Source organism: Streptomyces sp. NPDC031049 (assembly GCF_055571015.1).
In genome coordinates, this window is the sequence record NZ_JBVIGC010000006.1 from 258795 (window position 1) to 279421 (window position 20627).

A 20627-nucleotide genomic window follows, 5' to 3' on the forward strand; every position below is an offset into this window, starting at 1 on the left:
GTCCGCCAGCAGGAAGGCTGCCCCATGCCCGAGTACGCGCTCGAGACCACGCCCGACACCGCGCCCGGGAGCACCGGCGCCACCACGACCGGGAGCACCGGCGCCACCCCGTCCGACGACGGCCGCGCGAGCAGACGTCAGCTCCTTGCCCGCACCGGCGCGTTGGGCGCCGGGATCGCCTTCGCCGGAAGCCTCTCCGAACTCTTCGCGGGCACCGCCGTCGCGCAGGACCGCCTCGGCCACGGCTCCGGCTACGGCCCGCTGGTCCCCGACCCGGACGGCCTGCTCGACCTGCCCCGGGGCTTCCGCTACCGCGTGCTGTCCCGCGAGGGCGACCGGCTCCGCTCCGGCGAGGGCCCGGTGCCGTCGAACCACGACGGCATGGCCGCCCTCCCCGCACGCGGTCACGGACGGCACGGCCGGGACCGCCGCGTCCACCTGGTCCGCAACCACGAGAACCGCACGGGCAGCCGGGTCCCCGTCCCGACCGTCGAGGGCCTGACCTACGACCCGGCCGGTGAGGGCGGCTGCACCGCCCTGACCCTGGACGCGCGCGACCACGTCCTGTCCGAGCGGGTCGCCATCGCCGGCACCGCCGTCAACTGCGCGGGTGGGCCCACCCCTTGGCACACGTGGCTGACCTGCGAGGAGACCGAGGACAAGGCCGGCACCAACGGCTACACCAAGGACCACGGCTTCATCTTCGAGGTCGACCCCGCCGACCCGCACCGCACCGGTGCCGTGCCGCTCACCGCCATGGGGCGCTTCCAGCACGAGGCGATCGCCGTCGACCCGCGCCGGGGTGTGGTGTACGAGACCGAGGACGCGTTCGAAAGGCCCTTCGGCCTGTTCTACCGGTTCCTGCCCGACAAGCCGCTGGGCGGCACGGGCTCGCTGCGCGCGGGGGGCCGGCTCCAGGCGATGCGGGTGCCCGGCGTGCCGGACCTGTCCTGCGTCCAGGAGACCGGGGCGGCCTTCGACGGCATCGAGTGGGTGGACGTACCCGACCCGCTGGCCAGGGAGACGGCCATCCGCCACCAGGACTTCGGGCGCGGGGGCATCACCCACGCGCAGAAGCTGGAGGGCTGCTACTGGGGCGGGCGCTGCGTGTACTTCGTGTCGTCCTTCGCCCGCAGCGCGGAGGGCTCGGCGGGCGACCACTACGGGCAGATCTGGCGGTACGACCCGGAGCGGCGCCGGCTGACGCTGGTGATCGTCTTCGGCCCGGACACCGACGTGCAGCTGCCCGGCGAGTCCCCGGACAACATCTGCCTGGCGGCCGGGGGCGGCCTGATGGTCTGCGAGGACGGCGGCGGCGCCCAGCACGTGTACGGCGTGACCCGGCGCGGCGAGGTGTACCCGATGGCCCGCGGCCGGCAGAACATCGGCACGCCCGAGGAACCGGAGTGGGGCGAGTTCGCCGGTGTCACCTTCTCCCCCGACGGCGACACCATGTACGTCAACTGCTACACGCCGGGGACGACCTTCGCGGTGACGGGCCCCTGGCGGAGGTAGTGGGGGCGTAGTCCGATCGGGCTGTCGGGGCCGGCCGGTCACTGAAGCCGCCCGGGTGGGGTACCCGGGGCCGCATGACGGAGAACGCGCACGTCAGCGGCTCGTACTGGCTCAGTACCGCACCGGGCGGCCCCCCGCGCCCGGCGCTCACCGACGACCTCGACGTCGATGTCGCCGTGATCGGCGGCGGCGTGGCCGGGCTGAGCACCGCTTACGAACTGGCCCGGGCAGGGCGCAGCGTGGCGGTGCTGGAGGCCGGGCGGATCGCCGCCGGCGTCACCGGGCACACCACGGCCAAGCTGAGCGTCCAGCACACGCTGATCTACGACCGGCTGCGCCGCACCCGCGACGCGGAGGCCGCCCGGCTGTACGCCCGTTCGCAGACGGAGGCGATCGAGCACGCCGCCGCCCTGGTGGCGGAGCTGGGCATCGACTGCGACTGGGAGACACGGGACTCCTACACCTACGTCCGCGACGCGGACCGGGTGGAGGAGGTGCGCGCCGAGGCGGCGGCCGCGCGGGAGGCGGGGCTGCCGGCCTCCTTCGTGACCGGGACGGGGCTGCCGTTCGACGTGGCGGGAGCGGTCCGGGTCACCGGGCAGGCGCAGTTCCATCCGCGCAAGTACCTGCTGGCGGTGGCCGAGGACCTTCAGGCGCGCGGCGGGCGGATCTTCGAGAACACCACGGTCCACGGCCTGGACGAGGGCGAGCCGTGCCGGGTGGCGACCGGCACCGGCGCGACGGTGACCGCCCGGGACGTGGTGGTCGCCACGCACTACCCGATCTTCGACCGGGCGCTGCTGTTCGCCCGTCTCTCCCCGCGCCGGGAACTGGTCGTGGCCGGCGCGATCGGCGCGGACCGCGACCCGGACGGCATGTACATCACGCCGGACGAGAACACCCGCTCGGTCCGTACGGCGCCCCTGACCGGCGACGGCGCCGACGGACAGCGGCTGCTGATCGTCACCGGGGAGCACTTCACGCCGGGCACGGTCGACACCCGGGAGCGGTTCGGCCGGCTGCGCGCCTGGGCCGGCGAGCACTTCCCCGGCGTCGACCTCACCCATTCCTGGGCCACGCAGGACATCGACCCGACGGACACGGTGCCGATGGTGGGGCCGCTGCACCCGGGCGCGAAGCACACCTACGTCGCCACCGGCTTCGGCGGATGGGGGCTGAGCGGCGGCATGATGGCGGGCCGGCTGCTCACCACGCAGATCACCGGCGGCAGCTGCGCGTGGAGCGGGCTGTACGACCCGCGCCGGCTGCGTACGGCGGTGCGCGAGGCCCCGCAGTTCCTGAAGACGCAGGCCGAGGTCGCCCGCCACTTCGTCGGCGACCGGCTGCGTCCCGTACCGCCCGTGGACGCCCTGCCGCCCGGTGAGGGCGCCGTCGTCCGGGCCGGCGGCGACCGGCTCGCCGTCTACCGGGACGACGCCGGCGCGCTGCACGCCGTCTCGGCCCGCTGCACCCACCTGGGCTGCCTGGTGGCGTTCAACGCGGCCGAGCGCGCCTGGGAGTGCCCCTGCCACGGCTCCCGTTTCGGCACGGACGGCACGGTGATCCAGGGCCCGGCGACGAAGCCGCTGGAGCGGCGGGACATCTGAGGCACCGGGCCGGACGGGTGACGCCCGGGTGCCATAACGGCACAAAGCACTCATAACGCCTGACACGCCCATACGTTCGTACGATGATCAGTCCTGCTCTCGTACGACGTGTGGCCGCCCTCTGTGTCCTGGGCGCCGCCCTCGCCGCCTGCGGCACCGCCCCGGCACCGCAGAAGGCGCAGCAGTCGCCCCGCCCGGCGCCGTCCCACTCCCCTTCCCCGTCCCGTCCGCCGACCCTCGCGCCCGGCCCCGCGGGTCTGACGCCGGTCTTCGCGCACGGGCCCCGCACCGGGCGGGACCGCACCGTCGCCCTGACCTTCGACGCCGACATGACCGCCGACCAGGGGCCGCGGGCGGCCGGCGGCGAGCGGTTCGACAATCCGGAGCTGATCGCGGCGCTGCGCGAACTGAAGGTGCCGGCGACGGTGTTCATGACCGGACGGTGGGCCGAGCAGTACCCGGAGCAGGCCCGGTCGATCGGCCGGGACCCGCTGTTCGAGGTCGCCAACCACTCCTACAGCCACTACGCCTTCACCGGTGACTGCTACGGGCTGCCGACCGTCTCCCGGGACCGGATGGCCGCCGACGTGGAGCGGGCCTACGCGGCGTTCCGCAAGGCGGGGGTGCCGGAGCCGATGCCGTACTTCCGCTTCCCCGGCGGCTGCTACGACCGCCCGGCGCTGAAGGAGCTGGCGGCGGCCGGTGTCACCGCCGTGCAGTGGGACGTGGTGGGCGGGGACGCGTTCGCCACGGACGCGGACGCGGTGGCCCGGCAGGTGCTGGACGGGGTGCGGCCGGGGTCGGTCGTGGTCCTGCACTGCACCCGCAGCGCCGCCCCGGCGACGGAGCGGGCGGTGCGGCAGGTCGTCCCCGAGCTGCGCCGGCAGGGGTACCGGTTCGTGAAGGTGTCCGAGCTGATCGGGGCCGCCGAAGGCCGGCGCTGAGCCGCCGGTGCGGGCCTACGCTGGACGTATGACCGACGAGGACTACTGCCTGATCGACGCGGCCAGGCCGCCGAAGGCCGCGGGCCCGCCGTACGCCGAGTGCGTGCTGTGCCGGGAGCCGACGGAGTACCCGGAGTCGTACAAGGGGATCACGCTCTGCCCGGCCTGCGAGTGGCGGGAGGCCGAACGCGGGGCCTGCGGCTGCTGACCGGCGGGGCGGACGCGCGGCCCGCGCGTGCCGGCCGGAGGGTGCACGCGCGGCCCGCGCCCGCCGGCCGGCAGGGCAGACTGGAGGGCATGAGCCCGGAGACCACCCCGCTGACGCACGACAGTCCCTTCCGCGCCGAGCCCGGCGACCGCGACCTGGCCCCGCAGTTCGTGCTGCCGCTGGTCGTCCGCATCGAGCGCGGCTCCCCGCCCGCCCGCACCGACGCGCTCCAGACCGCGGCCCGGGCGGTGCTGGTGATGCTCCAGGACGAGCGGTCCACCGGGGACGGCGAGTGGGCGCAGGCGATGCGGGACTGGCAGGACGCCCGGATCCGCAAGGTGGTGCGCCGGGCGCGCGGCGCGGAATGGCGCCGGGCCGAGGCGCTGCCCGGCATCACCGTCGCCGGTGAGACGGCCGAGGTCCGGGTCTTCCCGCCGGTCCCGCTGGACGGCTGGCCCAAGGACCTGGCCCGCCTCCAGGTCTCCGGCACGGACCTCGACGACCCGGAGCCGCCCGCGCCCGCCGACCCCGCCGGCCCCGTGCTGTGGCTCAATCCGGCCCTGGAGATGTCGGCGGGCAAGGCGATGGCCCAGGCGGGCCACGGCGCACAGCTTGCCTGGTGGGAGCTGCCCCCGCGGCAGCGCGCGGCCTGGCGCGACGCGGGCTTCCCGCTGGCGGTGCGCACGGCCGCCCCCGGCGCGTGGCAGGGCCTGACGGACAGTGGCCTCCCGGTGGTCCGCGACGCCGGTTACACGGAGATCGCCGCGGGCTCGTGCACGGTGGTCGCCGATCACCCGGCGCTGCGCTGAGGGCGGTCCGCCCCGGTGGCCGCCCGCGGCGTTCGTGACGCCGCCGGACCGCACCGTTGCCGGAGCGTTCACCTCCGCCGCGTATCCCTGGTGACAGGACCCGTCGGGGCACGAAGGGCGTGCGCACGGGGGATGGGGGAGGTCATGCAGCCACACGGAAAGGCCGCGCTCGTGGGGGCCGTGCTCGTCGGCGCGGTGGTGGTGACGGGGTGCACGAAACCCGACCGGAGCGAGATCGTCACCTGGACCGACCGGCACGGCCGGGCCTGCACCGGTGTGGCGGTGATCGACTCGGAGGACGGGGACCGCGAGGTCACCGGCATCGACTGCGACTACCCGCCGGAGGGCAGGCAGCCGGGCCTGGCGACCTCCGCCCCCTTGCCGGACTGACCGGCACCGATCGCCGGAGGGGCGGTTCGGGGCACCGGGCCGGCAACCTCAAATGTTGCTCTGAACGTGACCGCGACAAGATTGGGCCGCCCGGCTCCCGGCCATACCCCCCTCACGTCCGTGCACGGCGTGGCGAAGGAGGGGGAGGACCATGGAGCGACTGGGGACGGGGATCGGGTGGCGGCCGGAGATCTCGGACGTCGTGGAGCGGCTGCCCGGCATCGACTGGGTCGAGGTCGTCGCCGAGAACGTCTGCCCCGGGCACCTTCCCGACTCGCTGGTGCGGCTGCGCGAGCGCGGGGTCACCGTCGTGCCGCACGGCGTCTCCCTGGGCCTCGGGGACGCCGAACGGCCCGACCCGGCGCGGCTCGCGGCCCTCGCCGAGCGGGCCGAGGCGCTGGGCGCCCCGCTGGTCACCGAGCACATCGCGTTCGTCCGGGCGGGCGGCCCGCTGACCGCGTCGCCGCACCTGGAGGCGGGGCACCTGCTGCCGGTGCCGCGCACCCGGGACGCCCTCGACGTGCTCTGCGAGAACGTGCGCATCGCCCAGGACGCGCTGCCCGTGCCGCTCGCCGTGGAGAACATCGCCGCCCTGATCTCGTGGCCGGGCGAGGAGATGACGGAGGGACAGTTCCTGTACGACCTCGTCGACCGCACCGGCGTGCGGCTGCTGATCGACGTGGCCAATCTGCACACCAACCACGTCAACCGGGGCGAGGACCCCGCCGAGGCGCTGGCCGGACTGCCGCTGGAGGCCCTCGCCTACGTGCACGTCGCCGGCGGGTTCGAGCGGGACGGCGTCTGGCACGACAGCCACGCCCATCCCGTCCCCCCGGCCGTCCTGGACGTCCTCACCGACCTCGCCTCCCGGGTGGCGCCGCCGGGGGTGCTGCTGGAGCGCGACGAGGACTTCCCCGGGGCGGCCGAGCTGGAGGGGGAGCTGGACGCCGTGCGGGTCGCCGTGGAGAAGGGGCGGAGCGCGGCGGGTGCGGTGGGCGCCGGTGCGGCGCCCGAGGCGGAGCCGGAGTCCGGGGCGGAGGACGGGGGCGGAGGCGGTCGCGGCCGGGGGCGCGGTGGTCTCCGGCTGCTGCCGGACACCGGGCCCGCCCGGCAGCGGCTCGGGCTCGCGCAGACCGCACTGCTGTCCGCGCTCGTGGCCGGCACGCCCGTCCCCGAGGGGTTCGACCGCGTCCGGCTGGGCGTGCAGGCACGGGCGCTCGTCGCCAAGCGGGCGGGGGTGGTGGCCAAGGTGGCCCCCGAACTGCCGCGGATCCTCGGCGCGGAGTACCGGACCGCCTTTCACGCCTACGCCCGGAAGCGGCCGATGAGCGGCGGGTACCGGCGGGACGCGCTGGACTTCGCCCTCCACCTGCTGCGCTCCGGCGGGTTGGAGGACGACCGGGCGCGGCGGCGGGTGCACGAGTGGTGGCTGGAGCGGTCGGGCCCGGTGCCGCGGTCGCGGCAGCCGGTGGTGCGGCTGGCCCGGGCGACACGGCGGGCGCTGCTGCGGCGGTGACCTTCCCGGCGCACCCGGCCCAGGACCCGGCCCGCACGTCACCGCCGGCGGCACCGGCACCGACTCCGGCACCCACGGAACGTCACGGATGCACAACACCACGTCCCGGAATGTGAACAGGGCATGGCGCCGGTGAAAGCGCCTGGCATAGAAACACGGCATGTTCTGGGTACTGCTCCTGCTGCCGGCCTGGGCCGTAGCCGGTGTGGCGTGTCTGCGGCTGTGCCTGGCCGCCGTGCACGCGGCCGCCGTGGAGGCCCGCCCCGGCCGGACACGTGAGCTGACGCTCTACGAGGCCGCCTTCCTGTCCGGCGGGCCCCGGCGGGTCGCCGACCTCACGCTCGTCTCCATGGCGCACCAGCGGCGGCTGCTGCTGGCGCGCACCGGATGGGCGACCGTCGTCGACCCGTGCGGGCAGGACGAGATGGAGCGGACCGTGCTCGGGGCCATCGGGCCCGGGGGGCAGTCCAGGATCGCGCCGGTGCGGGCCGCGGCAGCGGCGGCGGACGCCGTGCGCGCGCTCGCCGACGGGCTGGTCGGGGCCGGTCTCGCGGTGCCGGACGGCGCCCGGAGCATAGCGGCCGGGGTCCGGCAGGTGCGGTACGCGGCGCTGGCCGTGTGCGCGCTGGGCGCGGTGGCGCTCACCCTGCCCGTCCCGGCGGACCTGCCCCGGCATCTGATCGCCGCGTGGTTCGCCCTGCCGCTGGCACTGACGCTGAGCTGTCTGGCCATCGCGCGGATGGAGGTGCACCCGTACTCGCCGTGGGCCTCCCCCGCCGGACAGCGGCTGCTCGGCGCCCTGGCCCGGCAGGCCGACGGGCGGCGCGGGGACGACCGTACGTTCCTGACCTCGGTCGCCGTACGAGGGATACAGGCGGTCGGCGAACCGGACCTGCGCGCGGCCTTCGCCCACCGCGAGCGGCAGCTGCGGGAGTTCCCGGACGGGGGCGGCCCGAGGGACCCGCGCGGCTGAACGCGCCGGGGGCGCACGGGGGCACCCGCGCCGACACCGGCCGACGGTGCTTGCCTTCCCTTCGCGGCGCGCCAAACATCCCATGCGTCGCCGCCGTGCCACGAAGGGATACGCGATGCGCGCTGCCGCCCTGTCCTCGGCCGCCGGGAGCCTGCTGCTCCTTTCGGGCCTCACCGCCGCCCCGGCCGGCGCCGTCCCGGACGCGCCCGGCGCGGACGTACCCGGCACGGACGTGCCCGGCACGGCCGAGCGGCGCGGCACGGCGGTGGCCGCACAGCGCGCGGCGGCGGCCGGCGTCGCGTTCGGCGACTGCCCGCGGGCGGAGGAGCTGCCGGGCGCCATCCGGTGCGGCACGGTGCGGGTCCCGCTGGACTACGCCCGCCCCGACGGCCGGCAGATCGAGCTGACGGTCAGCCGGGTGCCGGCCACGCGGAAGGACGCCGACGGCGGGCGGACGGTGCCCCGGCAGGGCGCCCTCGTGTACAACCCGGGCGGACCGGGCGCCTCGGGGCTGTACTTCCCGGTGATCGGCATGGTGCCGCAGTGGAAGCGGCTCGCGGCGGCCTACGACCTCGTCGGGTACGCCCCGCGCGGCGTGGCCCCGTCCTCGCCGCTGTCCTGCGTCGAGCCCGAGCGCTTCTTCAAGGGGCCGCGGCCGGCGCCGACGCAGCCGTCGGAGGCGTTCAAGCGGGAGCGGGTCGCCGAGGCCCGGGCGTACGCGCGCGGCTGCGCCGAGCGGGAGGGCGAGGCGCTGCGCCACTACCACTCACTCAACAACGCCCGGGACCTGGAGGTGCTGCGGGCGGCGCTCGGTGAGGACCGGCTGACGTTCATGGGGGCGTCGTACGGCACCTACTTCGGGGCGCTGTACGCCGAGATGTTCCCGTCGCGGGTGCGGCGGATGGTGTTCGACGCGGCGGTGAACCCGGACCCGGAGCAGATCTGGTACCGCAACAACCTCGACCAGTCGGCGGCGTTCGAGGACCGCTGGCGGGACTTCAAGAAATGGATCGCCGGCCACGACGGCGTGTACGGGCTCGGCGACACGGCACGGGAGGTGCAGAACAGCTACGAGCTGGCGAGCGCGCGGCTGGCGGCGGAACCGGCGGGCGGCACGGTGGGGCCGGCGCAGTTGCAGGGGCTGTTCCTGCGGGCGGGGTACTACGACGACTACTGGCCCGCCCGCGCCGAGGCGCTGTCGGCCTATCTGAAGGGCGATCCGCGGCAGCTGGTCGACCTGGCCGGGCCGCACCCCGAGGCGGCGGCCGAGGCGGAGAACTCGCACGCGGTCTACACGGCCGTCGAGTGCAACGACGCGCCGTGGCCGACGGACTTCGCGGTGTGGGACCGGGACAACACCCGGCTGGCGCGCCGGGCGCCGTTCGAGACCTGGGACAACGTGTGGACCAACCTGCCGTGCGCGTTCTGGCGGGCGCCCCGGCAGCGGCCCCTCGACGTGCGCACCGCGCCGGGTGAGCTGCCGCCGACGCTGATCCTGGCCGCCGAGGACGACGCGGCCACCCCGTACGAGGGGGCGCTGGAGCTGCGGCGGCGGCTGTCGGGCTCGGCGCTGGTGACCGAGCGGGACGCCGGGACGCACGGCATCGCGGGCGGCCCGAACGCGTGCGTCAACGGGCACCTGGAGGCGTATCTGCTGGAAGGCCGCCTCCCGGCGCAGGGCGCGGAGTGCGCCCCGCGCCCGGCACCCCGGCCGCGGCCGGCGGCGTGACCACGGCCGCGGGCCCGGCCGGGCCCGCGGCGCCCGCGGCCCCGCGCGTCAGGCCAGGCCGGCGATCAGCTCGCCGATGTCCTTGCGGCGCCCGGTGAAGAAGGGGACCTCCTCGCGGACGTGCATCCGGGCCTCCGAGGCGCGCAGGTGGCGCATGAGGTCGACGATGCGGTACAGCTCGTCGGCCTCGAAGGCGAGGATCCACTCGTAGTCGCCCAGGGAGAACGAGGCGACCGTGTTGGCGCGCACGTCCGGGTAGCCGCGGGCCATCTTGCCGTGGTCGGCGAGCATGCGGCGGCGGTCCTCGTCGGGCAGCAGGTACCAGTCGTAGCTGCGCACGAAGGGGTAGACGCTGATGTAGTCGCGCGGCGTCTCGTCGGCGAGGAAGGCCGGGATGTGCGAGCGGTTGAACTCGGCGGGGCGGTGCAGCGCCATGTTCGACCACACCGGCGTGAGGGCGCGGCCCAGCCGGGTGCGGCGGAAGAGGTTGTACGCCTCCTGGAGCTGGTCGCTGGTCTCGGCGTGCCACCAGATCATGAGGTCGGCGTCGGCCCGCAGACCGGACACGTCGTAGGTGCCGCGGACCGTGACGTCCTTCGCGGCGAGCTGGTCGAACAGCTCCTGCACCTCGTCGGCGTGGCCGGCCCGGTCCTCGGGGAGCACGTCCTTGAGCTTGAAGACGGACCAGAGCGTGTAGCGGATGACCTCGTTCAGGTCCTTGGCCAGCTTGCCCTTGTTCGGAATCCGCTCGGCGGCGGGGGTGGAGGCGTCGTCACTCATGGTCCCTATTCTCCCGCTCCGCCGTGCAGGCTCTGCACCGGGTGGGCGGTGAGCCGCCGCACCCCGCGCGGGTCGCCGCCGAGCTGGTCGGCCGCCGCGCGGGCGCTCGCGATGGACGCCGGGATGCCGACGCCGTCGTACGCCGCCCCGCAGACGGCGAGGCCGGGCAGCTCCGCCACGTGGGCGCGGACGCGGGCCACGCGCGCGTGGTGGCCGACCGGGTACTGGGGCAGGCCGTCCTGCCAGCGGGTGACGCGGGCGGCGACCGGCGCGGCGGTCAGGCCGGTGGCCTCCGCAAGGTCGTGCCGGGAGACGTCGATCAGGCCGGCGTCGTCGCGGCCGAGGATCTCCGTCTCGCCGTACCGTCCGACGGAGGTGCGCAGGACGACCAGGCCGGGGTCCTCGCGGTCGATCCAGCCCCACTTGCGGGAGGCGAACGTGGACGCCTTGATGGTGCGCCCGTCGACCGGCGGCACCAGGAAGCCGCTGCCCTCGGGGAGGGCGGCGGCGTCCGCGCGGCGGTAGGCGAGGGTGACGAGCGCCATGGAGGCGTACTCCACGGCGGCCAGCTCGGCCGCCGCGGCCGGCGCCTCGGCGCGCAGCAGGCGGGCGGCCGCCGGGGCGGGGACGGCGACGACGACCGCGTCGGCGTGCAGCTCGCGGCCGCCGGCGACGACGCGCCAGCCGGCGGGTGCCGTGCGGCGCAGCTCGGTGGCGGGCGTGCCGGTGAGGATCTCGCCGCCGCGCGCGCGGACCGCGTCGGCCACCGCCTGCGGCAGCGTGCCGACGCCGCCCTCCAGCCCCATGAAGACCGGGCCGGCGGCCTGCGGGGCCGTCGCCGTGCGCCCCTGGATCTCGCGGACGGCCTCCGTCAGGGAGGGGTGTCTGCGGGCGGCCTCGAAGAGCTGGGGGACGGCCGAGCGCATGGAGATGCGGTAGGCGTCGCCCGCGTACACCCCGCCCAGCAGCGGCTCGACCAGGCGGTCGACGACCTCCCGGCCCAGCCGGGCCGCCACGTACTCCCCGACCGCCACGTCGTCGCCGATGGGTGTGCGGGGCAGTCCGGCGTCGCGCTCGATGCGGGCGAGGCCCTCCTCGGACAGCACCCCGGACAGGGCGGCGGCGGTCCCGGGGACGCCCATGACGTGGCCCTTGGGCATGGGGCGCAGGGCGCCGCGGGTCCACAGCGCGGCCGTCGCGGTGGCCGGCGGCTGGAGCCGGCCGGCGAGACCGACCTCGCGGGCGAGGCCGACGGCCTCGGGGCGGCGGGCCAGCATCGACTCGGCGCCGAGGTCGACGCGGACGCCCGCGATCTCGCCGGGCAGCAGCTTGCCGCCGACGCGGTCCGACGCCTCCAGCACCGTCACCCGCGCACCGCGGTCCAGCAGCCGGTGAGCGGCGGCCAGTCCGGCGATGCCCGCTCCGATGACGACGACCTGCTCGGTGCCCGCAGGGGCCTGGCTTGCGCACATGTCCCCAGCCTCTCAGACCCCTCCGACAGCGGGCCCCGCGCCCCGTCGCGGCGGGCCGAGTCCGGACCGTGACCTCTTCGGAACCGTTCCGCGCCAACGCCGCGGGCGGTCCGGGCGTCGAAGGGACGTCAGCTGTCACACGACCCTCGGGGGACCGCATGCGCGCACGACCGTCCGTACGACCCGTTCCGGCCCTGGCCGCCGTTCTGCTGGCCGGGGCCCTCGCCCTCACCGGTTGCAGCGCCGGCGGCGACAGCGGCAGCGGTTCCGACAAGGCCGCCGCACAGGCCGACTCGCACGCCGGCGCGGACCGGGCCACCGGACACGGCGCCTCCGGCAGCGGCCCGGAGCAGGCCGGGCCGGCGGCGTCGGCGGGACCGGCGGGGTCGAAGGCGCCGCGGGCCTCGGCCGGGCACATCATCCGCACCGTCTCGCTCACCGTGCGGGTGAAGGACGTGCCCGAGGCGCTCGGTGAGGCCCGTACCTCCGTGGAGAACGCCGGCGGCTACGTCGGCGACGAGACGACCACCCGGGACGGGGAGGGCCACGAACGCACCCGGCTGGTGCTGCGGGTGCCCGTCGAGGAGTACGAGGAGGTCCTCGCCGCTCTGGAGGGCGCCGGGAAGCTCGTGGAACGCAAGGCGAAGGCCGAGGACGTCACCGACCAGGTCGTCGACGTGGAGAGCCGGATCGCCTCGCAGCGCGCCAGCGTGGCCCGGGTGCGCGAGCTGATGGACCGGGCCGACAAGCTCAGCGACGTGGTGACGCTGGAGGGCGAGCTGAGCAGCCGCCAGGCCGAGCTGGAGGCCCTGCTCGCCCGGCAGGCGTCCCTGAAGGACCGCACCGGCATGGCCACCATCACCCTCTCCCTGACCGAGGCGCCCGCGCGGGAGGCGGCCGAGGACGACGACCCGGGGTTCACGGACGCGCTGGCCGGGGGCTGGGACGCGTTCGTGACGATGCTGCGCTGGCTGGCGGTGGCGATCGGCGCGGTGCTGCCGTTCGCCGTGATGGCGGCGCTGCTGGTGCTGCTGTGGCTGAAGGCGGTACGGCCCCGGCTGCCGCGCCGGGAGCGGTCGCAGCCGCCGGCGCAGCCCCGACCGCAGCCGGCCGATCGGGACTGAACCCGTCCGGCCGCCGTAGCGTGTGCGCATGAGCATGAGCAGCGCGCGCGGTGCACGGGGGTCACGGGAACGCCTGGTGGTGATCGGCGGTGACGCCGCGGGGATGTCCGCGGCGTCGCAGGCGCGCCGGCTGAAGGGGCCGGACGAGCTGGAGATCGTGGCGTTCGAACGGGGCCACTTCACCTCGTTCTCGGCCTGCGGCATCCCCTACTGGGTGGGCGGCGACGTGCCCGACCGGGACCAGCTGATCGCCCGCACCCCCGAGGAGCACCGCGCCCGGGACATCGACCTGCGGATGCGGACCGAGGTCACGGAGATCGACGTGGCCGGGCGGCGGGTACGCGCGCGTGACGTCGATTCCGGGGCGGAGTCCTGGACGTCGTACGACAAGCTCGTGATCGCGACGGGGGCGCGGCCGATCCGCCCGGACCTGCCGGGCATCGACGCCCCCGGCGTGCACGGTGTGCAGACCCTGGACGACGGGCAGGCCCTGCTCGACTCGCTGGCCCGCACGCGTGGCCGGCGGGCCGTCGTCGTCGGCGCCGGCTACATCGGCGTGGAGATGGCGGAGGCGCTCATCAACCGCGGGTACGAGGTGACGGTCGTCAACCGCGGCCGGGAACCGATGTCCACGCTGGACGCGGACATGGGCCGCCTGGTGCACGAGGCCATGGAGGGCCTGGGCATCACCATGGTGAACGACGCGCCGGTCACCAAGGTGCTGACCGGCGACGACGGCCGGGTCCGTGCGGTGGCCACGGACGACGCCGAGTACCCCGCGGACGTCGTCGTGCTCGGCATCGGCGTGCGCCCGGAGACGTCGCTCGCCGCGGCGGCGGGGCTGCCGCTCGGCGAGCACGGCGGGCTGCTGACCGACCGGGCCATGCGGGTGCGCGGGCACGAGGACATCTGGGCCGGCGGGGACTGCGTGGAGGTGCTCGACCTGGTCTCCGGGCAGCAGCGGCACATTCCGCTGGGCACCCACGCCAACAAGCACGGCCAGGTCGTCGGCACCAACGCCGGCGGCGGATACGCCACGTTCCCCGGGGTGGTCGGCACGGCGGTCAGCAAGGTGTGCGACCTGGAGATCGCCCGCACCGGGCTCCGGGAGAAGGACGCGCGACGGGTGGGCCTGCGGTTCGTGACGGCCACCATCGAGTCGACCAGCCGCGCGGGCTACTACCCGAACGCCTCCCCCATGACCGTCAAGATGCTCGCCGAGCGGCGCACCGGCCGGCTGCTCGGGGTCCAGATCGTGGGCCGGGAGGGCGCGGGGAAGCGGGTGGACGTCGCGGCGGTGGCGCTCACCGCCGGCCTGACGGTGGAACAGATGACGGCGCTGGACCTGGGCTACGCCCCGCCGTTCTCCCCCGTGTGGGACCCGGTCCTGGTGGCGGCCCGCAAGGCGGCCAAGGCGGTGGAACGGGAGTCCTGACCGGGCGCGAGGGACGACGCGCCCGCCCTCCACGAGGGAACGGGCCACGGCCCGACGGCCCCTGCGGCACCGCGCCGCACGGCATCGGGGGACCCCGGGGAGGCCGGTCGGGTGCGGGTCGTCCAGGAGACCACCGGCCACGCGCGGCCCGCTCCCGGTGCGGCCCGCCCGCCCACGATCCGCGCGTGCGTCGTCATGCCGTTCCGTTGATCCGGTCGATGGCCTGCCGTGCCTGTTCCGCCGGCGGCCGGGACGGCAGCGACGACACCGGCGCCGGGGCGGGGACGGCCGGCGGCTGCTCCCCCGCCGGCTTGGCGTGCGCGGCGGCGGCCCGCGCACTGCGCAGCCGGTGGCTCACCGCCTCGTCCAGCGTCACCGGCCGCTGCCGCTGCGCGGCGAGCCGCCCGGCCTCCTGGCCGAGCCGGGCGACGTCCTCCCAGGGCAGGCGCACCACGAGGGCGATCTCGGCTTCCCCGTCGGGCAGGGCGTGCATCGCGGGAGCTACTCGGTCGTTCATCGCCTGTTCCTCACGTCGTCCCCGCGACGCGCCTTCCCCGTGCCGCGGGCGGTTGCGGATTCATACGCAACGGGGCCCGCCGGCGTTCAGCCGTCGCCGCACTCCTGGCGCCCGCGCGGTGAGCGGTCACCTGCCGAGACCGCCGACCAGGATGCGAGAAATTCCGCCGCCGTCTCATACCGGGCCGTACCGGCGACGAACACCAGTCAGGAACAGGAGCGCGCACGGCGGCACCCGAGGGAGTGCAGATGACGGGACAGCAGCTCCAGGTGGCGGCCCACGGCCCGGCGGACCACCCCTCTTCCCCCGACGGACCCGCGACCGCCACCGACCCCGGTACGGCACGGACACTGGCCCAGCTGCTCGCGGACGTCGCCCACGTGGAGGAGGTACCTCTCGACAGTCACTTCTTCACCGACCTGGGGGCCGACTCCCTGGTCATGGCGCACTTCTGCGCCCGGGTCAGAAAGCGGCCGGGGCTGCCGTCGGTGTCGATGCGCGACGTCTACCGGCATCCGACCATCGCCGCCCTGACGGCCGCGCTGACGGACGGCACCGGCCCGGCCGCCGGGCCCGCGGCGCCGAGGCCCGCCGGGGGCTCCGGCGCGTCCGAGAGCCCCGGTCCGTCCGAGGGCCCCGGTCCGTCCGAGGGCCCCGGTCCCTCCGGGGGCTCCAGTGCGTCCGAGAGCCCCGCAGCCTCCGCCGCCCGGCGAATGACCCGAGCCGAGACCTCCGACGACGGGCCGGCGTCCGCCCCCGCGCGCCCGGCCGGCGGCCGGCCCCGCATCCTGCTGTGCGGCACTCTGCAAGTGCTGGGCTTCCTCGGCTACGCCGTCCTCGTCGCCTTCATCGCCGCCCGCGGCTACGACTGGATCTCCGCCGCGCAGGGCCTGCTCGACGCCTACCTGCGCTCCGTGGTGTTCGGCGCCGCGCTGTTCGCCGTGCTGTGCGCCCTGCCCGTGCTCGCCAAGTGGCTGCTCATCGGCCGGTGGACGCCGCGGCGGTTCCCCGTATGGAGCCCGGCCTACCTACGGTTCTGGCTGGTCAAGACGCTGATCCGGTCCAGTCCGCTGGTCCTGTTCACCGGCTCACCGCTGTACCCGCTCTACCTCAGGGCCCTGGGCGCGCGGATCGGGCGGGGCGTGACGATCCTGTCCCGCAGCGCGCCCGTCTGCGCCGACCTGCTGACCATCGGCGCCGGGACGGTCGTACGCAAGGACTCGCTGATCAACTGCTACCACGCCCGCGCCGGGGTGATCGAGACCGGTCCGGTCACCCTGGGCCGCGACGCGGTCGTCAGTGAGGCGACGGTCCTGGACATCGGCACCCGCATGGGCGACGGCGCCCAGCTCGGCCACGCGTCGTCCCTGCACACCGGCCAGGCGGTCCCCGACGGCGAGCGCTGGCACGGGTCGCCGGCCCAGCCCGCCGACGCCGAGTTCCAGCCGGTGCCGCCCGCCCGCTGCGGCACCCTGCGGCGGGCCGGCCACGGAACGCTGCTGCTGCTCACCATCGTGCTGGTGTACGTGCCGCTGGCCGTCGGCTGCCTGGACGTGCTGCTCTCCCGGATGCTGGAGGGGTCCGGCGTGGGCGCGGCGGCATCGGCCGGCTCCGTGCTGTACGGCGGCGTCCTGGTGGTGACGTCCGTGACCTTCTTCGGCGGGCTGCTCGCCGTCCTCGCCGTGCTCGCCACCGTCCCCCGCCTGCTGGGCAGGTTCCTCGTCCCGGACCGCGTCTATCCGCTCTTCGGCTTCCACCACGCCGTGCACCGGGCGATCCTGCTGCTCACCAACCGGCGGTCGCTCACCCGCCTGTTCGGCGACAGCACCTGCATCGTCCCCTACCTGCGCTGGATCGGTTACCGGCTGACCCCCGTGGAGCAGACAGGCTCCAACTTCGGCACCCAGGTCAAGCACGAGAGCCCGTTCCTGAGCACGGTCGGCACCGGCACCATGGTCGCGGACGGCCTGTCCCTGATGAACGCCGACTACTCCAGCACCTCCTTCCGGGTGTCACGGACCGCCATCGGCGCGCGCAACTTCCTCGGGAACCGGGTCGCCTACCCCTCGCGCGGCCGGACGGGGGACAACTGCCTGCTGGCGACCAAGGTGATGGTTCCCGTCGACGGGCCGGTCCGGCACGACGTCGGGCTGCTGGGCTCCCCCTGCTTCGAGATCCCCCGGTCCGTCCAGCGGGACCGCACCTTCGACGCGCTCAAGGACGGCGACGGGCTGCGCCGGCGGCTGGCGGCCAAGAACCGGCACAACGCGCGGACGATGGCGTGGCACCTGCTCGCGGGCTGGCTGTACTTCTCCTGCGTCGCGCTGCTCTTCGCGTCCGCCGCGAGCCTGTACCCGCGGTGGGGCACGGTGGCGATAGCGCTGGCCAACGTCGTCGTCCTGCCGTTCAGCCTCCTGTACTTCGTCCTGGTCGAGCGGGCGGTCACGGCGCTGCGTCCCCCGGGGCCGCTGTTCTGCTCGATCTACGACCGGCGCTTCTGGGTCCGGGAGCGGTACTGGAAGGTCCCGTCGGAGACGTATCTGCACATCCTCGACGGCACCCCGTTCAAGCCCGTCGTCTGGCGCCTGCTCGGCGTCCGGATCGGCGCCCGCGTCTTCGACGACGGATGCAGCCTGACCGAGCGCCCCATGGTCGCCGTCGGGGACGGCTGCACGCTCAACGCCGGCAGTGTCCTCCAGTGCCACTCGCAGGAGGACGGCGCCTTCAAGTCGGACCGCATCGCGATCGGCGCCGGCTGCACCCTGGGCGTCGGCGCGTTCGTGCACTACGGCGTGACGGTCGGCGACGGGGCCGAACTGGCGGCGGACTCCTTCCTGATGAAGGGCGAGTCCGTCGCCGAGCACTCCCGCTGGACGGGGAACCCCGCCCACCCCGCCTCCGACGACGACGCAGCCGTGCCCCGGACCACATCCGCCGACGACCGGGCCGCACTCCGGACCACATCCGACGACGACCGCGGAGGTGTGCGATGACGACGACGGCGGCGACCGCGGCCGGCGGCCAGGTCTCCGGACCCGGCGCCCACCCCACCGAGGGCGGCTTCACGACCGTACCGCGCTGGGCCCCCGCCCCCGTCGCGGGCACCGCGGCCCACGTCGCTCCCGTCCCCGGCGGCCTGGCGGCGGCGCTGCGCCGGCGGGCCCGCGAACTCGGCGTGCCGCTCGGCGCGCTTCTCCTGGCCGCGCACGTGAAGGTGCTCGCGGCACTGTCCGGGGACACGGCGGTCCGCACCGGCTACCTCCCGCCGGGCGGCACGGCACCGCTGCCGCTGGAGCTGGCGGCCGGGCCCGGCACCTGGCGCCGGCTGGTGCTGGCGGCCCGGGACGCGGAAGCGAGGACGCTCGCCTCGCACGGCTTCCTCCCCGCATCGTCCTCAGCCCTCGCCTCCGCCCCGCCCTCCCCGCCGGCGACGGGCTCCCCGGTGGCCGGACCGTCGCCGACCGGCCCGGAGGTCGTCTTCGACCCGGCCGGGACCGAGCCCGCACTGCCCGCGGAAGGCACCGTGCTCGGCGTGGCGGCGGGCGGCGCGGACGGACGGCCCGTGCTGCGGCTGCGCCACCGGACCGACCTGCTGGACTCGGGCTGCGCCGCCCGCATCGCCGGCTACCACCTCGCCGCGCTCGAACGGATCGCCGCCGACCCCGACGCCGAGCACCACCGGTGCAGCCTGCTGTCGGCCGCCGAACTCCGGTTCCAGCTGGAGGAGCTGGCCGGTCCCGTGCGCGAGCTGCCGGACCGCCGGTGCCATGAACTGTTCGAGGAGCGGGTGCGCCGGCACCCCGACGCCGTCGCCGTCGTCCACGGCGACCGGCAGTGGACGTACGCGGAACTGAACGGACGGGCCAACCGGCTGGCGCGGGCCCTGCTGGCCGCGGGACTCGGCCCCGAGGACACGGTCGCCGTGGTCACCGAACGCGACCTGGACTGGGCGGCGTCCGTCCTCGCCGTCCTCAAGGCGGGCGGCGCCTACCTGCCCGTCGACCCGCACTATCCGCCCGCCCGCATGGCCCGGATGCTCACCCGCGCCGGCTGCTCGCTCGTCCTGACCGAACCGGGCAGCACCGCCCACCTCGACCGGGCGCTCGGCTCGCTGCCCGGGGTCCGCCGGCTGCTGGTCCCCGAGGCCGCCGGCCGGTGGACCGACGGAACCGACCTCGGCCTCGCCGTGCCGGCCCACCGGCTCGCGTACGTCTTCTTCACCTCCGGCTCCACCGGCGAGCCGAAGGGCGCGATGTGCGAACACGCCGGACTGCTCAACCACCTGTGCGCCAAGATCGACGACCTGGGCATCGGCGAGGGCACCGTCGTCGCGCAGACCGCCTCGCAGTGCTTCGACATCTCGCTGTGGCAACTGCTCGCCGGTCTGCTGACCGGGGGCCGGACGCTGCTGGTCGGGCAGGACGCGGTGCTGGACGCCGACCGGTTCCTGGACACGATCGCCGCCGGGCGGGTCAACGTGCTCCAGGTGGTGCCGTCGTACCTCGACGTCATCCTGTCCGCGCTGGAGCGCGCCCCCCGCGAACTGCCGGACCTGCGGTGCGTGTCGGTCACCGGCGAGGCGCTGAAACGGGAGCTGGCCCAGCGGTGGTTCGACACCGGGCCGGGGGTCCGGCTGGTCAACGCCTACGGGCTGACCGAGACGTCCGACGACACCAATCACGAGGTGCTGGACCGGGCGCCCGCCGACGGCCGGGTCCCGGTCGGCCGTCCCGTGGCCAACGTCCGGGTCCATGTCGTCGACGACCACCTGATGCCGGTCCCGCTCGGCGCTCCGGGCGCCATCGTCTTCGCCGGCGTCTGCGTCGGCCGCGGGTACGTGAACGACCCCGAGCGCACCCGCCTGGCCTACCCGGCCGACCCGTTCCGGCCGGGCGGCCGGCTCTACCGGGGCGGCGACTTCGGCCGCTGGCTGCCGGACGGCAGGCTGGAGTACCTCGGCCGCCGGGACGCGCAGGTGAAGATCCGCGGGTTCCGGGTGGAGCTCGGGGAGGTCGAGAACACCCTGCTGCGGGTGCCCGGTGTCCGCGACGGCGCCGTCGTGACGACGGGCGGGGACGGCCGGGGCCGGCAACTGGCCGCCTTCTGCACCGGCGAGGACACCCTCACCGGCGAGGCGGTGCGCGAGCGGCTCGGCGAGCTGCTCCCGGCGTACATGGTCCCGGCGTTCTGCCACCGGCTGGACCAGCTGCCGCTGACGGCCAACGGCAAGACCGACACCAAGGCCCTGGCGGCGCTGGCCGGGACGCTCGGCTCCGCCGCGGGCCCCGGGCCCGGCCCCGGCGACGGGGACCGGGGAGCGCCGCGGACGCCGGCCGAACGCCGGCTCGCGGCGGCCTGGTCGGCGGTGCTCGGCACGGAGCCGGCGCGGATCGGCCGGCACGACGACTTCTTCGGCCTGGGCGGCACCTCGCTGTCGGCGGTGCGGCTCGCGGTGGCGCTGGACCGGGTGATCTCCCTGCGGGACCTCACCGCCCACCCGGTCCTCGCCGACCTGGCCCGGCTGATCGACGCCCGGACCGGCCCCGGGTCCGACGCCGCGCCACCGGGCGGGCCGTGAACGCCCGCATCGGAGGGACACGAGAGGAGC

Annotated in this window: 16 protein-coding genes; 13 read left to right on the top strand and 3 right to left on the bottom strand. The window is 75.6% G+C overall.

The window, feature by feature from the left end:
* Positions 1-24 precede the first annotated feature (24 nt).
* The 9 genes from ACZ45Q_RS13060 to ACZ45Q_RS13100 all read left to right on the top strand — a co-directional run bounded on the left by ACZ45Q_RS13060 (position 25) and on the right by ACZ45Q_RS13100 (position 9691).
* Positions 25-1515 carry a PhoX family protein gene (locus ACZ45Q_RS13060; protein WP_468259188.1) on the top strand — a complete coding sequence of 497 codons (1491 nt, stop codon included), beginning with the start codon at positions 25-27 and terminating at the stop codon, positions 1513-1515.
* A gap of 74 nt (positions 1516-1589) precedes the next feature.
* Positions 1590-3122: an FAD-dependent oxidoreductase gene (locus tag ACZ45Q_RS13065; RefSeq protein WP_468259191.1), complete on the top strand. Its 1533-nt coding sequence runs from the start codon at positions 1590-1592 to the stop codon at positions 3120-3122.
* An 83-nt stretch (positions 3123-3205) separates the two neighbouring features.
* Complete coding sequence (locus tag ACZ45Q_RS13070; protein WP_468259193.1) at positions 3206-4066, top strand: polysaccharide deacetylase family protein; 861 nt, start codon at positions 3206-3208, stop codon at positions 4064-4066.
* Between the two features lie 28 nt (positions 4067-4094).
* Positions 4095-4274 (top strand): hypothetical protein, encoded by a 180-nt coding sequence (locus ACZ45Q_RS13075; RefSeq protein WP_468259196.1) that lies wholly within the window; start codon positions 4095-4097, stop codon positions 4272-4274.
* Positions 4275-4363: 89 nt separating this feature from the next.
* Positions 4364-5083, top strand: a complete 720-nt coding sequence (locus ACZ45Q_RS13080; protein ID WP_468259199.1) for a peptidyl-tRNA hydrolase — start codon at positions 4364-4366, stop codon at positions 5081-5083.
* 144 nt (positions 5084-5227) lie between these two features.
* Entirely contained in the window at positions 5228-5473 is a 246-nt protein-coding gene (locus ACZ45Q_RS13085) for a hypothetical protein (protein ID WP_468259202.1), read from the top strand.
* Positions 5474-5624: 151 nt separating this feature from the next.
* Positions 5625-6989 carry an MbnB/TglH/ChrH family RiPP precursor modification enzyme gene (locus ACZ45Q_RS13090; protein ID WP_468259205.1) on the top strand — a complete coding sequence of 455 codons (1365 nt, stop codon included), beginning with the start codon at positions 5625-5627 and terminating at the stop codon, positions 6987-6989.
* A gap of 160 nt (positions 6990-7149) precedes the next feature.
* Positions 7150-7962, top strand: coding sequence for a TIGR04222 domain-containing membrane protein (locus tag ACZ45Q_RS13095; protein ID WP_468259207.1), 813 nt, complete (start codon positions 7150-7152; stop codon positions 7960-7962).
* A gap of 115 nt (positions 7963-8077) precedes the next feature.
* Positions 8078-9691, top strand: a complete 1614-nt coding sequence (locus ACZ45Q_RS13100) for an alpha/beta hydrolase (RefSeq protein WP_468259209.1) — start codon at positions 8078-8080, stop codon at positions 9689-9691.
* A gap of 48 nt (positions 9692-9739) precedes the next feature.
* Here ACZ45Q_RS13100 and hemQ read toward each other — a convergent pair whose 3' ends face one another.
* Both hemQ and hemG read right to left on the bottom strand, forming a co-directional pair.
* Positions 9740-10471: a hydrogen peroxide-dependent heme synthase gene (gene hemQ, locus ACZ45Q_RS13105; protein ID WP_468259211.1), complete on the bottom strand. Its 732-nt coding sequence runs from the start codon at positions 10469-10471 to the stop codon at positions 9740-9742.
* A 5-nt stretch (positions 10472-10476) separates the two neighbouring features.
* On the bottom strand, positions 10477-11943 hold the full coding sequence (gene hemG, locus ACZ45Q_RS13110; RefSeq protein WP_468259214.1) for a protoporphyrinogen oxidase: 1467 nt from the start codon (positions 11941-11943) through the stop codon (positions 10477-10479).
* A gap of 158 nt (positions 11944-12101) precedes the next feature.
* Between hemG and ACZ45Q_RS13115 the strand changes: the two genes are divergently transcribed.
* Both ACZ45Q_RS13115 and ACZ45Q_RS13120 read left to right on the top strand, forming a co-directional pair.
* A complete protein-coding gene (locus ACZ45Q_RS13115; protein WP_468259217.1) occupies positions 12102-13067 on the top strand; it encodes a DUF4349 domain-containing protein in 966 nt (321 codons plus the stop codon).
* 28 nt (positions 13068-13095) lie between these two features.
* Positions 13096-14502, top strand: coding sequence for an FAD-dependent oxidoreductase (locus tag ACZ45Q_RS13120; RefSeq protein ID WP_468259220.1), 1407 nt, complete (start codon positions 13096-13098; stop codon positions 14500-14502).
* 193 nt (positions 14503-14695) lie between these two features.
* Here the strand turns inward: ACZ45Q_RS13120 and ACZ45Q_RS13125 are convergent, their stop codons facing one another.
* A complete protein-coding gene (locus ACZ45Q_RS13125; RefSeq protein ID WP_468259223.1) occupies positions 14696-15019 on the bottom strand; it encodes a hypothetical protein in 324 nt (107 codons plus the stop codon).
* 248 nt (positions 15020-15267) lie between these two features.
* On the opposite strand from ACZ45Q_RS13125, the gene ACZ45Q_RS13130 reads away from it, so the two are divergent.
* On the top strand, positions 15268-18012 hold the full coding sequence (locus tag ACZ45Q_RS13130) for a Pls/PosA family non-ribosomal peptide synthetase (protein ID WP_468259226.1): 2745 nt from the start codon (positions 15268-15270) through the stop codon (positions 18010-18012).
* Positions 18009-20597, top strand: a complete 2589-nt coding sequence (locus ACZ45Q_RS13135; protein ID WP_468259229.1) for a non-ribosomal peptide synthetase — start codon at positions 18009-18011, stop codon at positions 20595-20597. The genes ACZ45Q_RS13130 and ACZ45Q_RS13135 overlap by 4 nt, the downstream gene beginning before the upstream one ends.
* The last annotated feature ends 30 nt before the right edge of the window (positions 20598-20627 follow it).

Excerpts from the sequence above, each read along its gene's own strand:
- ACZ45Q_RS13060 (WP_468259188.1), top strand. The coding sequence starts at position 25 with ATGCCCGAGTACGCGCTCGAGACCACGCCCGACACCGCGCCCGGGAGC.
- ACZ45Q_RS13065 (WP_468259191.1), top strand. The coding sequence starts at position 1,590 with ATGACGGAGAACGCGCACGTCAGCGGCTCGTACTGGCTCAGTACCGCA.
- ACZ45Q_RS13070 (WP_468259193.1), top strand. The coding sequence starts at position 3,206 with ATGATCAGTCCTGCTCTCGTACGACGTGTGGCCGCCCTCTGTGTCCTG.
- ACZ45Q_RS13075 (WP_468259196.1), top strand. The coding sequence starts at position 4,095 with ATGACCGACGAGGACTACTGCCTGATCGACGCGGCCAGGCCGCCGAAG.
- ACZ45Q_RS13080 (WP_468259199.1), top strand. The coding sequence starts at position 4,364 with ATGAGCCCGGAGACCACCCCGCTGACGCACGACAGTCCCTTCCGCGCC.
- ACZ45Q_RS13085 (WP_468259202.1), top strand. The coding sequence starts at position 5,228 with ATGCAGCCACACGGAAAGGCCGCGCTCGTGGGGGCCGTGCTCGTCGGC.
- ACZ45Q_RS13090 (WP_468259205.1), top strand. The coding sequence starts at position 5,625 with ATGGAGCGACTGGGGACGGGGATCGGGTGGCGGCCGGAGATCTCGGAC.
- ACZ45Q_RS13095 (WP_468259207.1), top strand. The coding sequence starts at position 7,150 with ATGTTCTGGGTACTGCTCCTGCTGCCGGCCTGGGCCGTAGCCGGTGTG.
- ACZ45Q_RS13100 (WP_468259209.1), top strand. The coding sequence starts at position 8,078 with ATGCGCGCTGCCGCCCTGTCCTCGGCCGCCGGGAGCCTGCTGCTCCTT.
- hemQ (WP_468259211.1), bottom strand. The coding sequence starts at position 10,471 with ATGAGTGACGACGCCTCCACCCCCGCCGCCGAGCGGATTCCGAACAAG.
- hemG (WP_468259214.1), bottom strand. The coding sequence starts at position 11,943 with ATGTGCGCAAGCCAGGCCCCTGCGGGCACCGAGCAGGTCGTCGTCATC.
- ACZ45Q_RS13115 (WP_468259217.1), top strand. The coding sequence starts at position 12,102 with ATGCGCGCACGACCGTCCGTACGACCCGTTCCGGCCCTGGCCGCCGTT.
- ACZ45Q_RS13120 (WP_468259220.1), top strand. The coding sequence starts at position 13,096 with ATGAGCATGAGCAGCGCGCGCGGTGCACGGGGGTCACGGGAACGCCTG.
- ACZ45Q_RS13125 (WP_468259223.1), bottom strand. The coding sequence starts at position 15,019 with ATGAACGACCGAGTAGCTCCCGCGATGCACGCCCTGCCCGACGGGGAA.
- ACZ45Q_RS13130 (WP_468259226.1), top strand. The coding sequence starts at position 15,268 with ATGACGGGACAGCAGCTCCAGGTGGCGGCCCACGGCCCGGCGGACCAC.
- ACZ45Q_RS13135 (WP_468259229.1), top strand. The coding sequence starts at position 18,009 with ATGACGACGACGGCGGCGACCGCGGCCGGCGGCCAGGTCTCCGGACCC.